This window comes from Streptomyces sp. TLI_55, assembly GCF_900206255.1.
Lineage (GTDB): Bacteria > Actinomycetota > Actinomycetes > Streptomycetales > Streptomycetaceae > Streptomyces > Streptomyces aquilus.
Genome location: NZ_OAOJ01000001.1, coordinates 3,596,080 through 3,609,544, shown reverse-complemented (window position 1 = coordinate 3,609,544; position 13,465 = coordinate 3,596,080). Strand labels below are relative to the sequence as shown.

The window sequence follows — 13,465 nt, the reverse complement described above, 5'->3', positions numbered from 1 at the left end:
CGTCTCAGGGCGTGTTGCGCGGTGCCGTGCTCGCGCGTTCCGTCATCCGGGGCGGCAGCAGCGTGGCCTCGGGCGTGGTCTTGGCATCGAGCTTGCGCATCAGCAGCTCCACCGCCCGCTCGCCGACCTCGGCGGACGGCAGGGCGACGGAGGTGAGGGGGACGCGGAGGTTCTCGGCGAGTTCGTCGGGGCAGATGGCGGTGACGGACAGATCGGTGGGAACGCGCAGCCCCAGCTGCTCGAAGGCGTCGACGAGCGGCTCCAGGACCGCCTCGTTGTGGACGACGACCCCCGTCAACGCGGGGTGCTCGCGCAGCAGTTGCTCGGCGACCTCGCGGGCCGCGGCGGGGGTGGCCTCGCAGGGGTGGACGGAGGAGGCGAGGCGGCCCCGGGCGGCCGCGGCCGTGAAGCCCTGGACCACGCGCTGGGCGAACGCGGTCTGGCGGACGTAGACCTCGGGCGGCGAGCCGACGAGCGCGACCACCCGATGGCCCAGCCTGGCCAGATGCTCCACGCACGCCTCGCCGGCCGCCTTGAAGTCGAGGTCGATGCAGGTCAGGCCCTCGGCGTCGGAGGGAAAGCCGATCATCACCGACGGCCGTTCCAGGGACCGCAGCAACGGCAGCCGGGGGTCGTCGAGTTGGACGTCCATGACGACGAACCCGTCCACCAGCGCGGTGTCGGCGACCCTTCTCAGGCCGTCCTCGCCCTCCTCCTGGGTCAGGAGCAGCACGTCGTGGTCGTGGCGCCGGGCGGTCGTCACCACCGACACCGCGAACTGCATGACGACCGGGACGTGGATGCCCGCCCGTAAGGGCACGACGAGGGCCAGCACATTGGACCTGCTGCTGGCCAGGGCGCGGGCGCCCGCGTGCGGGCGGTAGCCGAGCTCGCGGATGGACGCCTCGACACGCTGCCGGGTCTCCTCGGAGATGGGGCGTTTGCCGCTGAGGACGTAGGAGACGGTGCTGGGGGAGACACCGGCGTGCCGGGCCACGTCGGTGATCTTCACCATCAGTCCAGCTCCAGCGAGAGGAACCCGGTGCCGGCCTGGGCCCGCACGGTCTTCTCCCCGGCCGCCAGCCCCCACGCCGCGGACGGATCGCTGCACGACGCCCGCAGGGTGTCCCCCTCGCGTACGACGGTGAAGGCGGCCTCCCCGACCCGCACGGTCACCTGCGCGCCCCGGTCGAGCCCGTAGGTCCGCAGGGTCACCCCGTCGGCGTGGTCGTAGTCGGGCCGGTCGGCCACCGCGCCCACCGGGATCACCGCGCCCGGCCGGACCAGCAGCGGCACGCTCAGGAAGTCGTGCCTCTCCTTCACCCAGCGCGGCCCGGTCACCGTCTCGCCGGTCAGATAGTGGGTCCAGGTGCCCTCGGGCACGTAGTACGCCACCTCCCCGTCGTCGGAGAACACCGGCGCCACCAGCAGGTCGGGGCCGAGCATGTACTGCCGCTCCAGATGCGCGCACCCGGGGTCGTCCGGGAACTCCAGGACCATGGCCCGCATCACGGGGGTCCCCTCGGTGTGGGCGGTGCGGGCGGCCTCGTAGAGATACGGCATCAGGCTGAGCTTCAGCCGGGTGAAGTGCCGCAGTACGTCCACCGACTCCTCGTCGAAGAGCCACGGGACGCGATAGGAGGAGCTGCCGTGCAGCCGGCTGTGGGAGGACAGCAGGCCGAACGCCAGCCACCGCTTGAACAGGGCGGGGGTCGGGGTGCCCTCGAAGCCGCCGATGTCATGGCTCCAGAAGCCGAACCCGGACAGCCCGAGGGACAGCCCGCCCCGCAGCGACTCGGCCATCGACTCGTACGTCGCCTCGCAGTCGCCGCCCCAGTGCACCGGGAACTTCTGGCTGCCGGCCGTCGCCGAGCGGGCGAAGACCACCGCCTCCTGCTCGCCGCGGTGCTTGCGCAGCACGTCGAAGACCGTGCGGTTGTAGAGGTACGTGTAGTAGTTGTGCATCCGCTCCGGGTCCGAGCCGTCGGCCCAGGCCACGTCCGTGGGCACCCGCTCGCCGAAGTCCGTCTTGAAGCAGTCCACGCCCTGCGCGAGCAGCGCCTCCAGCTTGCCCGCGTACCAGTCGCGGGCGGCCGGGGAGGTGAAGTCGACCAGTGCCATGCCCGGTTGCCACAGGTCCCACTGCCAGACGCTGCCGTCGGGCCGCTTCAGCAGATGCCCGAGCGCCTTGCCCTCCGCGAACAGCGGGGAGCGCTGGGCGATGTACGGGTTGATCCAGACGGAGACCCTGAGATCCCTGGAGTGCAGGCGGGACAGCATGCCCGCCGGGTCGGGGAAGACCCGCGGGTCCCACTGGAAGTCGCACCAGTTGAACTCGCGCATCCAGAAGCAGTCGAAGTGGAAGACCGACAGCGGCAGTTCGCGCTCCCGCATGCCCTCGATGAACGACGTCACCGTCTCCTCGTCGTACGACGTCGTGAAGGACGTCGACAGCCACAGGCCGAACGACCAGGCGGGCGGCAGCGCGGGGCGGCCGGTGAGAGCCGTGTACTTGCGGAGGATGTCCTTCGGCTCGGGGCCGTGGATGACGTAGTACGTCAACTGCTGGGTCTCGGCGCTGAACTGCACCCGGGACACCGCCTCCGAGCCGACCTCGAAGGAGACCTTGCCCGGGTGGTCGACGAAGACGCCGTAGCCGGCGTCCGTGAGGTAGAACGGCACGTTCTTGTAGGCCTGTTCGGTGGCCGTGCCGCCGTCGGCGTTCCAGATGTCGACGACCTGGCCGTTCTTGACCAGCGGGCCGAAGCGTTCGCCGAGGCCGTAGACCGAGGTGCCGACCGTGAGGTTCAGCTGCTCGCGCAGGTAGTGGGCGCCGTCCGCGTCCCGCATGATGCCCATGCCCTTGGGGCCGCTGGAGGTGAGCGTGCGGCCCTGGGCGAGGAACTCGACCTGCCAGGAGCCGGTGCGGGCCACCCGGACCGACAGCGCGCCGGAGGTGAGGGTCGCGTGCTCCTCGTCGTACTCCGTGTGGACGGGGAACTCCTCTTTACCGACGTCGAACTGGGGCCCGCGCGGCTGCTCGCCCTCGAAGTGGGTGAAGGTGAGGCCGATGACGTCCGGCATCGGGGAGTGGGCGCTGATCGTCACGACCGGTCCCTTCAGCAGGTCGCCGCGGTGCCGGATGGGCTGCGTGGGCGCGTGGATCTCCAGCGCGCCCTCGGCGGCGGTGACGTCGAGGACCTCGACCGGGTGGGCCGCGGTGACGCCCTCGCGCAGCAGCCAGTAGCCGTTGGTGAACTTCATGTGGGGGTCCCTTACTTCACCGCTCCCACGGCGATGCCGCGGGTGAGCGTGCGCTGGAAGAGGAGGAAGAACACGATCGCGGGCAGTACGCCGAGCAGGGCGGCCGCGTTGGTCATCGTCGCGTCCATCAGACGCTGGCCCTGGAGGACGCCGAGGGCCACCGACACCGTCTGGTTGTCGTTGGAGATCAGCATGACCAGGGGGAGCAGGAACTCGTTCCAGGTCCAGATGAAGAAGAACACCGCCAGCACACCGAGGGTCGGGCGGCTCACCGGGACGACGATCCGCCACAGGATCTGCCACTTGTTCGCGCCGTCGATCCGGGCCGCCTCGATGATCTCGCGGGGGAACTCGCCGAGCACGGAGGAGAGGAGGTACGTGCCGAACGCCGCCTGGATGACCGTGAACACGATGATCACGCTCAGCCGGGTGTCGTACAGGCCGGCCTCCTTGCTCAGGTAGTAGATCGGGTAGACCAGCGCCTCCTGCGGCAGCAGGTTCGCCAGCACGAAGAAGGCGAGGACCCAGGTGCGGCCCCTGACGCGGCCGATGCCGATCGCGTACGCGTTCAGGACCGACAGGGCCACGGCCAGGATCGCGACGAAGCCGCTGATCAGCAGGGAGTTGAACAGCTTCTGGCTGTAGTCGACGCGCTCCCAGAAATCCTTCAGGCCGTCGACGTAGAAACCGTCGGGGAAGCTGAGCGGGCCGTGCTGGCTGTACTCCGCCGGGGACTTGACGGCGTTCAGGGCGACGATCAGGAACGGCACGATCATGAAGAGGGCGGCGACGCACAGGGCGATGAGGACGGGGTAACGCCTAAGCGCGGTGCTCATGCTCGGTCCTCCGCGCGGGTCTGGAGTTTCAGGCCGATCAGGGAGAGCGCCAGGATGATCACCGTGAGTACGGTGGAGATCGCGGCGCCGTAGCCGACCTGCGTCTTCTCGAAGAACGTGGTGAAGGAGAAGTAGGAGGGGACGTTCGTCGCCCCGCCCGGGCCGCCCTTCGTCAGGACGTACACCGCCCCGAACACCTTCAGCGCGGCGACCGTGCACCAGGTCAGCACGACGTAGATCTCCGGGCGGATCTGCGGCAGCGTGACGTGCCAGAAGCGCCGCCACCAGCCGGCCCCGTCCAGCTCGGCCGCCTCGTGCAACTGCGGGTCCACGCGCTGGAGTCCGGCCATGAAGACCACCAGCGGGAAGCCGATCTGCACCCACACCATCACGCCCATCACGCTGTAGAGCGCGATGTCGGGGTCGCCGAGCCAGTCCTGCTGCCAGGACCCGAGGCCGACGGCCTTGAGCAGCGCGTTCAGCGACCCGTTGTCGGGGGCGAGGATCCAGCTCCAGACGATGCCCGCGACCGCGATCGGCAGCACCTGGGGGAGGTAGAAGCACGCGCGCAGCACGGCCACGACCTTCGAGCCGAAGTGCTTGCCGATGTAGTCGAACAGCGCGGCGGCCAGGACCAGTCCGACCGCCGTCGGTACGGCCGCCATCGCGACGACCATGAACAGGCTGTGCCGGAACGACGCCCAGAAGTCGGAGTCGTCCATCAGCTCGCGGTAGTTGGCGAGCCCGGTCCAGCTGGGGGAGCCCACGCCCTGCCAGTCGGTGAAGCCGACGTACGTGTTCATCAGGAACGGGACGATGATCACGGCCAGGAAGGCGAGGACCCCGGGCAGCAGGAACAGGGCGTAGGAGTCGCGGCGGCGGCGGGGGTGACCGGCCTGTGCCGCCTTGCCGGTCACCCCGCGCTTCTCGACGGTCATCGTCATTGCTTCGGCGCGCCCTTGTCGTACGCGTCCTGGAGGGCGTCCAGATAGCCGTCCGGCTTCTCGCTGTCGGTGATCAGCTTCTGGGTCTGGGAGACCAGGACGTCGTAGTAGCCGGGCACCGGCCAGTCCGGGTAGAAGGCCAGGCCGTCACGCTGGGAGAGGGCGTTGAAGTTGTCGATGAGCTGCTTCGACTTCGGGTCGGTGATGGCGCTCGCGTCGGCGGCGACCGGGACACCGCCCTTGTTGCCGAGCAGGTTCTGGATCTTCTTCGACATGGTGATGTCGATGAAGTCGTAGGCGAGTTCCTTGTTCTTGGCGCCCTTGGGGACGACCCAGATGTTGCCGCCGGAGCCGGGGCTGAGGCTGGTGTCGGGCCACAGGAAGGTGCCCCAGTCGAACTTCACCTCGTCCATGAACCGGCCGTACCACCAGCTGCCGGAGAAGAAGATCGGCGACTTGCCCTGGATGAAGGAGACTCCCGCGTCCTCGGCCTTGGTGCTGCTGGAGGTCTTGGCGATGTAGCCCTTCTTCACCCAGTCGGCGAAGGTGTCGGCGGCGTAGGTCCACGCCTGGTCGTGGAAGTCGTTCTTGCCCTTGTAGAGCTGGTAGGAGTCGACCCAGGCGCGGTCGGCCTTCGACAGGGCGAGCTGGTAGAGGTACTGCTGGGCCGGGTACTCGGCGCCGGCGTTGGCCAGCGGGGTGACCTTGTTCTGGACGAACTTGTCCATCGCGGCGGTCAGTTCGGCGAACGTCTTCGGCTCGGCGATCCCGTACTTCTTGAAGAGGTCCTTGTTGTAGTAGACCATCGTGTACTCGGCGTAGTTGGGCACGCCGTACCACTTGCCGGAGCCCATGACGCCGTTGGTGTCGTACAGGCTGGTGGTGCGGACGCTCGCGCTGAGCTTCTTGTCCCAGCCGCGGCTCGTGGCCTCCTGGGTGAGGTCGGTGAGCAGCCCCTGCTTGGACAGCAGCCCGGCGGACGCGTTGCCCTTGAGGTACTCCATGACGTCAGGTGCGTCGGAGGAGTTGAGGACCATCGGGGCGGTCTTCTGGATCTGTTCGAAGCCCTTCTCCTCGAACTCCACCTTCACGCCCGGGTGCGTGGCCTTGAACTCCTTGATCGCCTCGTTCCAGGCCTGGCCCATCGCGCTGTTCGGGCCCTCGTAGTGCCACAGCTTGAGTGTCTTGCCGTCTCCTGAGGACCCGCTGTCGGAGTCCCCGCAGGAGGTCAGGAGCAGTGCCCCGGCGGCCAGGACCGCCGTCGCCACCACACGCCTTCGTGCCGTCAACATCCCGTGCCTCCAGGGGGAGTCGGAGCCGGATGGCTCTTCGGGTCGTTCTCGGGTCGTTCGAGTTATCGAATCGTTTCGACGGATTGTGTCGAAGCGCTTCGACGATGGAAGGTAGGTGCGGGGCGTGGGCGAGTCAATGGATCGCGCGAGAATTTGTGGCGAGGCTGATGGTCAAGGCGACGGCCGCTGCTGTTACCGGCACGCTGTAGCCCGCTGTCGGTGACAGGTGCTCCGCCGTCCAGCCGGCTACCGCGCTGCCCGCCGCTATGCCGCCCAGCAGGCTCGTCACCGCGAGGGTCATGCCCTCGTTGAGGCGGCCTGCGGGAGTGCGTTCCTGGACCAGCGTCATCGTGGTGACCATCGTCGGAGCCGTTGCCATCCCCGCGATCAGCAGGGTGCCCGCGAGGAGGAGCAGGGAGCCCGTCGTGGCCGCCGTCAGCAGGGGCAGCGCCAGGAGGGCCGTCATCGCGGCCAGGCACCACGGGTGGCGGGCCTCGGCTGGGCCGCGCAGCTTCAGCGCGCCGTACGCCAGGCCCGCCCCGCACGAACCCGCCGCCTGGAGGCCGAGGACGAGCCCCGCCGCCGACGCATGGCCCCGCGCGTCCGCGAACGCGATCGTGACGACCTCCATCGAGCCGAACACCGCGCCCATGGCCAGGCAGGCGAGCAGCAGCGGGGGCATGCCCGGGGCCCGCAGCGGTGTCTTCGTGTGGGGCTGCTTCTGGGCCGGGGGTTCCGTCGAGCGCTGGGCCGTGAACAGGAGCATCCCCGTCACCAGCAGTACGGCCGCGACCAGCGTGCCCGCCTCCGGGAAGAGCGTCCCGCACAGCAGCGCCGCGAGCACCGGGCCCAGCATGAAGCAGAGTTCGTCGGCGGCCTGCTCGAACGAGTTCGCGGTGTGCAGGGACGATGCGTCGTCCTTGAGGAGATGGGCCCAGCGGGCCCGGGACATGCCGCCGATGTTGGGCGTCGTGGCGGTGGCGGCGTACGCGGCGAACAGGGTCCAGGCCGGGGCGTCGTAGCGTACGCAGAGCAGGAGGGCGAGGGAGCCGAGGGCCGCGAGGAGCGTGGCGGGCAGGGCGACGCGGGCCTGGCCGTGGCGGTCGATGAGGCGGGCGGTGAAGGGGGCCAGTACGGCCGTCGCCGCGAGGCCCGTCGCGGTGACGGCGCCGGCGAGGGCGTACGACCCCCGCGTCCCGGCGATCATGACGACCGCGCTCACGCTGAACATGCCCATGGGGAGCCGGGCCAGCAGGTTGCCGGCGGTGAAGGCGCGGGTGCCGGGGTGGGTGAAGAGGCGGCGGTAGGGGCCGGGTTCGCGGGGTGTGCGGGGTGGGCGCGGGGTGAAGTCGGCGATGACCAGGGTTTCGCCGGTGGTGGTGAAGAGGGGGCGGTGGGTCGGTTGCGGCATGGGTCCACCGTCGCCGGTGGGTGATCTTGCGGTCCAACACCTTCTGTCCGGTGATTGACGCACTGCTGTTGTCAATCGCCATGGGCGTTGTAGGTTCACCGGATGCCCGGACCCAGCCATCTCGATCCCCGTCTGCTGCGCGCCTTCCTCGCCGTCGCCGAGGAGCTGCACTTCACGCGCGCCGCGGCCCGGCTGTACGTCGCCCAGCAGGCGCTCAGCCGTGATGTGCGGCGGCTGGAGCGGGAGTTGGGCGCCGAGCTCTTCGTACGGACCACCCGGCAGGTCACGCTGACCGGTGACGGGGAGCGGCTGGTGCCGCACGCGCGCCGGGTGCTCGCGGCGCAGGACGAGCTGATCGCCGCCTTCGGACAGGCCCGGCCGCTGCTCGTCGACGTCAACTCGCCGGGGCTCGGCACCGGGAGCCGGGTGCTGCGGCGGGCCCGTGAACTCGCCCCCGAGCAGGAGCTGATGGCCCGCTACGAGAGCGGGCTGACGGGCGCGGCGGCCGAGATTCTCGCCGGTCGTCTCGACGTGTCGTTCGGCCGGTTCGCCGGTCTGGACCCGGCGCTGCGCTCGGGTCTCGACCATCTGCTCGTCCGCCTCGAACCCATGGCCGTCGTGCTGCCCGAGGACCACCGGCTGGCGGCGCTCGACGCGGTGCCGCTGGCCGAGCTGGCCGGCGAGGAGGTGTACGCCGGGGCCGGGAATCCCCGGACGCCCGAGTGGACCGACGTCGCCCGGCACCTGTTCGAGGGACGCGGGATCGAGGTGGCGTCACCCGCGCCGATGGCGGTCGGTCACGAGGAGTTCGAGAGGATCATGGCCAAGACGAGGAACCCGGTTCTCGCCGTGGTGGACTTTCCGGCCATGCCGTCGACCGTGTTGCGCCCGTTGATCGATCCCGTGCCGCTGTCGCCTGTGTCCCTGGTGTGGCGGAAGGGGCTGGTGCACCCCGGTTTGGATGCTCTTCGGCGCGCGGCGACCGAGCTGGCGGCGGCGGAGGGGTGGCTGAACCGGCCCGCCGAGGGATGGTTTCCGGCCACGGACAAGGCGATCGAAAATGTCCACAAGTGACACACGGCAAACACGCCTCCCTCGCGTGCGCTACATTCGTGGCCTGAGCACCGTGTGATAAAGGGGGCGCTCGGGCCGGGTGGGGGCCTGGTTCGGCCGACGGGTGCCCGAAGTCGTATGCGCACCCGGAACTGTCCCGTGGGGGGATTGCGTGCGCGAGAACAAATGGCGGGAAGACACCCAACCGGAATGGCCCGATGCGGCATCCGGGGTCCGGGAGGTCCCTGCGACGGAGGGCGCTACCCAAGCGTTCCCTGCGATGGGTGGCGGCACCCAGGCGTTCCCTGCGATGGGTGGCGGCACCCAGGCGTTCCCGGAGACGAGAGGAACCGAAGTCCTCGCGTCTGCGGATGAGTCCGGGGATGAGTCCGTGGACGAGTCCGGGGCGCTGTCGAAGATCCCGTCCCCGGCCCCCGCCTTCCGCGACCCGTGGAACCCGAGCGCTGTCATCGGCGGTGCCGTCGGCGAGGCCGGTGGCGGCACCCACGACCCGCACGAGGTGACCGTCCAGCTGGACGCCGTCGCCCTGCGGGCCGACCACCGTCTCGTCGGCCAGGCCGGCGGCGGTGGCGTCGGTGACGCCGACGGCTCCGACGGGCCCGTGTTCGTCGACGAGTCGGGCCGGCGCAGCCGCAGATTCCGTCGTATCGGCATCTTCGTCGGCATCGCCTGCGCGATCTACGCCGTCGTCATCATCGCCACCATGCTCTCCGGCAACTCCAACGCCCCCTGGCTGCCCGTGCCGGACCAGGAGGGCAAGGAGGCCGGGCAGGTGGAGACCTCGCCGCTGCCCACCGACTCCGCCGCGCCCACCGACGCCACCGGCGTCACGCCGGGCGCCTCGCCGACCCTCGGCGACGGCACGACCCCGGCGCCTGGCGCCAGTGCCATCGCTCCCGGTGCCTCCGCGACCGCCACCACGCCGGGCGCGTCCACCGCGCCGAAGCCGACGCCGACCAAGACCGCCACCAGCCCGGTCACCCGCCCCTCCGTCTCGGCGACGCAGCCCACCGACGAGCCCACCACCAGCTCGCCCGACCCGTCCCTCACCCCGCCGTCCACCCCGCCCGGTCCGTCCGACTCCCCGGCCGGCGGCGGCGCCGGCACGGACAACCTCGCCGACGGCGCGGACAGCGCGCCCGGCCTCTCCACCGCACCACCCCTGGAGAACACCCTCTGATGGCCTCCCGCTCAAGCCGTCCCGGGCCCGCGACCGGAGCCCGTGACGGCTCCCGTCGCCGTCTGCCCCTGCGCCTGCTGCTGCCGCTGCTCGTCCTCGTCGCGATGACGGCGATGCTGATGCTGCGCGGCTACGTCCACAGCGAGATCCTCGCCGACTACCGGGTGGCGCCCGCCACGGCCAACGACAAGGTGCCGCAGGACATCCTCAAGGGCGGCCCGGTCATCGACACCCGCAGCGGCCGCAGCACCACCATGAACGTGCCGGACGACAGTGTCGTGCTCACCTTCGACGACGGTCCGGACCCGACCTGGACCCCGAAGGTGCTGGACACCCTGAAGAAGAACGACGCGCACGCGGTCTTCTTCATCACCGGCACCATGGCCTCCCGCTACCCCGACCTCGTCCGGCGCATGGTCGACGAGGGCCACGAGATCGGGCTGCACTCCTTCAACCACCCCGACCTGTCCTACCAGTCGCCCCAGCGCATCGACTGGGAGCTGTCCCAGAACCAGCTCGCGCTCGCGGGGGCGGTGGGTATCCGCAGCTCGCTGTTCCGGCCGCCGTACTCCTCCAAGGCCGCGAACATGGACAACAACTCCTGGCCGGTCACCGAGTACATCGGCAGCCGCGGCTACATCACCATCGTCAACGACACCGACAGCGAGGACTGGCGCAAGCCGGGCGTCCGGCAGATCGTCCGCAACTCCACGCCCAAGCCCGGCCACGGCGCGATCGTCCTGATGCACGACTCCGGCGGCGACCGCCACCAGACCGTCCAGGCCCTCGACCAGCTCCTTCCCCAGCTCAAGGAGAAGGGCTACAAGTTCCAGAACCTCACCGAGGCCCTCAACGCGCCGAGCGCGCACACCCCGGTCACCGGTCTGGAACTGTGGAAGGGCAAGGCCTGGATCCTCCTGGTCGACGCCTCCGACCACGTCACCGGCGTCCTGGTCGTCTGCCTCGCGGTCATCGGCTTCCTCGTCCTCGCCCGCTTCGGCCTGATGCTGCTGCTCTCCGGCCTCCACGCCCGCCGCACCCGCCGCCGGGACTTCCGCTGGGGCCCGCTGCCGGTCACCGAACCGGTGTCGGTGCTGGTGCCCGCGTACAACGAGGCCAAATGCATCGAGAACACCGTGCGTTCCCTGATGCGCAGCGAGCATCCCATCGAGGTCATCGTCATCGACGACGGCTCCAGCGACGGCACCGCCCGGCTGGTGGAGGGGCTCGGACTGCCCAACGTACGTGTCATCAGACAGCTCAACGCGGGCAAGCCCGCCGCCCTCAACCGGGGCCTGGCCAACGCCCGTCACGACCTGGTCGTGATGATGGACGGCGACACCGTCTTCGAACCGGCCACCGTCCGCGAACTCGTCCAGCCCTTCGCCGACCCGCGCGTCGGCGCGGTCGCCGGCAACGCCAAGGTCGGCAACAAGGACACCCTCATCGGCGCCTGGCAGCACATCGAGTACGTGATGGGCTTCAACCTCGACCGTCGGATGTACGACGTCCTGCGGTGCATGCCGACCATCCCCGGCGCCGTCGGCGCGTTCCGCCGCTCCGCCCTGGAGCGGGTCGGCGGGATGAGCGACGACACCCTCGCCGAGGACACCGACATCACCATGGCGATGCACCGGGACGGCTGGCGGGTCGTCTACGCCGAGAAGGCCCGCGCCTGGACCGAGGCACCGGAGTCCGTCCAGCAGTTGTGGTCCCAGCGCTACCGGTGGTCGTACGGCACCATGCAGGCGATCTGGAAGCACCGCAGGGCGCTGGTGGAACGCGGTCCCTCGGGGCGCTTCGGCCGCGTCGGGCTGCCGCTCGTCTCCCTCTTCATGGTCGTCGCGCCGCTGCTGGCGCCGCTGATCGACGTGTTCCTCGTCTACGGCCTGGTCTTCGGGCCCACCGACAAGACGATCCTCGCCTGGTTCGGCGTCCTCGCCGTCCAACTGGTGTGCGCGGCCTACGCGTTCATCCTGGACCGGGAGCGCCTGACCCCGCTGATCTCGCTGCCGCTCCAGCAGATCCTCTATCGCCAGCTGATGTACGTCGTGCTGCTCCAGTCCTGGATCACGGCGCTCACCGGCGGCCGGCTGCGCTGGCAGAAGCTGCGCCGCAAGGGCGGCGTCTCCGCCCCGCCGAGCGCGCCCGCCGGACGCCGGCAGGTCATGGGCGGGAGGCCCGTCTGATGAGCACGCCGTACCACCCCTCCCCGTCTCAGAAAGCCGTGGACGTGACCGTTCCCCTCGTGCCGACCGTCCCCGAGCAGCAGCAGCAGCCACCGGCCGCCGCGCGGCCCAAGGGCCCCGTCCGCGACCGCTACTTCGACCTGCTGCGGGCCCTCGCCCTGTTCCGGGTGGTCCTCTACCACCTGACGGGCTGGGCGTGGCTGCCGCTGGTGTTCCCCTCCATGGGCGTGATGTTCGCGCTCGCCGGCAACCTCATGGCCCGCTCGCTCAAGCGCCCGGCCGTACAGGTCATCAAGAGCCGCGTCCGCCGGCTGCTGCCGCCGCTGTGGCTGCTGGGCGTCGTCGGCGTCACCGGCATGGTCCTCCAGGGCTGGGGTCCGTCGGACGACGGCCACCCGGGCTGGTGGTGGCTCCATCTCACGTACTGGGTGCTGCCGTTGAGCGACCCGCCGTACGCCGAGGGCCTGCCCGGTGTGCACGGCTACCTCGCCGAGAACTGGGCCGTGGACCTCGCCGGACCGCTCTGGTACATCCGCGCCTACCTCTGGTACGTCCTGCTGTCGCCGTTCCTCCTCAAGGCGCTGCGCGCCCTGCCGGTCGCCACCGTCTTCGCGCCGATCGTGCTGTCCGCCGCCTTCGAGTTCGGCTACATCACGCTGCCCGGCGAGCGCATCCCCTCCGCCCTCACCGACTTCAGCACCTTCGGAGCCTGCTGGATCCTCGGCATGGCCCACCAGGAGGGCATCCTCAGGCAACTGCCGCGCTACGTCGTCCCGTCCGTCGCGCCCGCCATCGCCCTGCTCGGCCTCTGGTACGCGACCAAGCACGACTTCTCCCAGGGCAACGACCTCGACAGCATGCCCTTCGCGCAGGCCCTGTGGTCGCTGGGCACGGTCATGATCCTGCTGCACGTCAGCCCGTCCTGGTCCGAGTGGCCCAAGCGGCTGAAGCGCTTCGACCGGCCGATCACCCTCCTCAACTCCCGTGCCGTGACGATCTATCTGTGGCACAACACCTGCATCGTCGTCGCGATGACGATCTGGGACCGGCTGTGGGGCATCGACCTGATGTGGCAGCACTTCTCCTGGTTCCTGGAGAGCCCGTGGCCGGTGCTCGTCTTCACCTGGATCCTCATCGGCAGCTGCATCGTCTGGTTCGGCTGGGCGGAGGACCTCGCCGCCAAGCGCAGGCCGCAGCTGTGGCCGGACGGTTCGCAGAGGAAGCGTGCCGAATCGGGGCGGCCGCGCGCCGGGTCGGGCTCACATCGGGCCTGAC

The 13,465-nt window shown here is 70.1% G+C and carries 10 protein-coding genes; 4 read left to right on the top strand and 6 right to left on the bottom strand.

The window, feature by feature from the left end; genetic code table 11:
- Positions 1 to 4: 4 nt before the first annotated feature.
- The 6 genes from CRP56_RS16665 to CRP56_RS16640 all read right to left on the bottom strand — a co-directional run bounded on the left by CRP56_RS16665 (position 5) and on the right by CRP56_RS16640 (position 7,747).
- Positions 5 to 1,015 (bottom strand): LacI family DNA-binding transcriptional regulator, encoded by a 1,011-nt coding sequence (locus tag CRP56_RS16665; RefSeq protein WP_179851038.1) that lies wholly within the window; start codon positions 1,013 to 1,015, stop codon positions 5 to 7.
- Positions 1,015 to 3,264: an alpha-xylosidase gene (gene yicI / locus CRP56_RS16660; protein WP_097264812.1), complete on the bottom strand. Its 2,250-nt coding sequence runs from the start codon at positions 3,262 to 3,264 to the stop codon at positions 1,015 to 1,017. Before yicI ends, CRP56_RS16665 begins: the two co-directional genes overlap by 1 nt.
- 11 nt (positions 3,265 to 3,275) lie before the next feature.
- On the bottom strand, positions 3,276 to 4,100 hold the full coding sequence (locus CRP56_RS16655) for a carbohydrate ABC transporter permease (protein ID WP_097264809.1): 825 nt from the start codon (positions 4,098 to 4,100) through the stop codon (positions 3,276 to 3,278).
- On the bottom strand, positions 4,097 to 5,044 hold the full coding sequence (locus CRP56_RS16650; protein ID WP_097264807.1) for a carbohydrate ABC transporter permease: 948 nt from the start codon (positions 5,042 to 5,044) through the stop codon (positions 4,097 to 4,099). The genes CRP56_RS16655 and CRP56_RS16650 overlap by 4 nt, the downstream gene beginning before the upstream one ends.
- Positions 5,041 to 6,336 carry an ABC transporter substrate-binding protein gene (locus tag CRP56_RS16645; RefSeq protein ID WP_179851037.1) on the bottom strand — a complete coding sequence of 432 codons (1,296 nt, stop codon included), beginning with the start codon at positions 6,334 to 6,336 and terminating at the stop codon, positions 5,041 to 5,043. The genes CRP56_RS16650 and CRP56_RS16645 overlap by 4 nt, the downstream gene beginning before the upstream one ends.
- Before the next feature lie 133 nt (positions 6,337 to 6,469).
- Positions 6,470 to 7,747 (bottom strand): MFS transporter, encoded by a 1,278-nt coding sequence (locus CRP56_RS16640; RefSeq protein ID WP_097264805.1) that lies wholly within the window; start codon positions 7,745 to 7,747, stop codon positions 6,470 to 6,472.
- Positions 7,748 to 7,849: 102 nt separating this feature from the next.
- On the opposite strand from CRP56_RS16640, the gene CRP56_RS16635 reads away from it, so the two are divergent.
- The 4 genes from CRP56_RS16635 (at position 7,850) to CRP56_RS16620 (ending at position 13,464) form a co-directional block, all read left to right on the top strand.
- On the top strand, positions 7,850 to 8,821 hold the full coding sequence (locus CRP56_RS16635) for a LysR family transcriptional regulator (RefSeq protein ID WP_097264803.1): 972 nt from the start codon (positions 7,850 to 7,852) through the stop codon (positions 8,819 to 8,821).
- A 370-nt stretch (positions 8,822 to 9,191) separates the two neighbouring features.
- Positions 9,192 to 10,001: a hypothetical protein gene (locus tag CRP56_RS16630; protein ID WP_097264801.1), complete on the top strand. Its 810-nt coding sequence runs from the start codon at positions 9,192 to 9,194 to the stop codon at positions 9,999 to 10,001.
- Positions 10,001 to 12,190, top strand: a complete 2,190-nt coding sequence (locus CRP56_RS16625) for a bifunctional polysaccharide deacetylase/glycosyltransferase family 2 protein (protein ID WP_097264798.1) — start codon at positions 10,001 to 10,003, stop codon at positions 12,188 to 12,190. The genes CRP56_RS16630 and CRP56_RS16625 overlap by 1 nt, the downstream gene beginning before the upstream one ends.
- On the top strand, positions 12,190 to 13,464 hold the full coding sequence (locus CRP56_RS16620; RefSeq protein WP_097264796.1) for an acyltransferase family protein: 1,275 nt from the start codon (positions 12,190 to 12,192) through the stop codon (positions 13,462 to 13,464). Before CRP56_RS16625 ends, CRP56_RS16620 begins: the two co-directional genes overlap by 1 nt.
- Position 13,465: the final 1 nt, after the last annotated feature.

Coding starts and splice junctions, on each gene's coding strand:
- CRP56_RS16625 (WP_097264798.1), top strand. CDS start 10,001: ATGGCCTCCCGCTCAAGCCGTCCCGGGCCCGCGACCGGAGCCCGTGAC.
- CRP56_RS16635 (WP_097264803.1), top strand. CDS start 7,850: ATGCCCGGACCCAGCCATCTCGATCCCCGTCTGCTGCGCGCCTTCCTC.
- CRP56_RS16645 (WP_179851037.1), bottom strand. CDS start 6,336: ATGTTGACGGCACGAAGGCGTGTGGTGGCGACGGCGGTCCTGGCCGCC.
- CRP56_RS16655 (WP_097264809.1), bottom strand. CDS start 4,100: ATGAGCACCGCGCTTAGGCGTTACCCCGTCCTCATCGCCCTGTGCGTC.
- CRP56_RS16640 (WP_097264805.1), bottom strand. CDS start 7,747: ATGCCGCAACCGACCCACCGCCCCCTCTTCACCACCACCGGCGAAACC.
- CRP56_RS16620 (WP_097264796.1), top strand. CDS start 12,190: ATGAGCACGCCGTACCACCCCTCCCCGTCTCAGAAAGCCGTGGACGTG.
- CRP56_RS16665 (WP_179851038.1), bottom strand. CDS start 1,015: ATGGTGAAGATCACCGACGTGGCCCGGCACGCCGGTGTCTCCCCCAGC.
- yicI (WP_097264812.1), bottom strand. CDS start 3,264: ATGAAGTTCACCAACGGCTACTGGCTGCTGCGCGAGGGCGTCACCGCG.
- CRP56_RS16650 (WP_097264807.1), bottom strand. CDS start 5,044: ATGACGATGACCGTCGAGAAGCGCGGGGTGACCGGCAAGGCGGCACAG.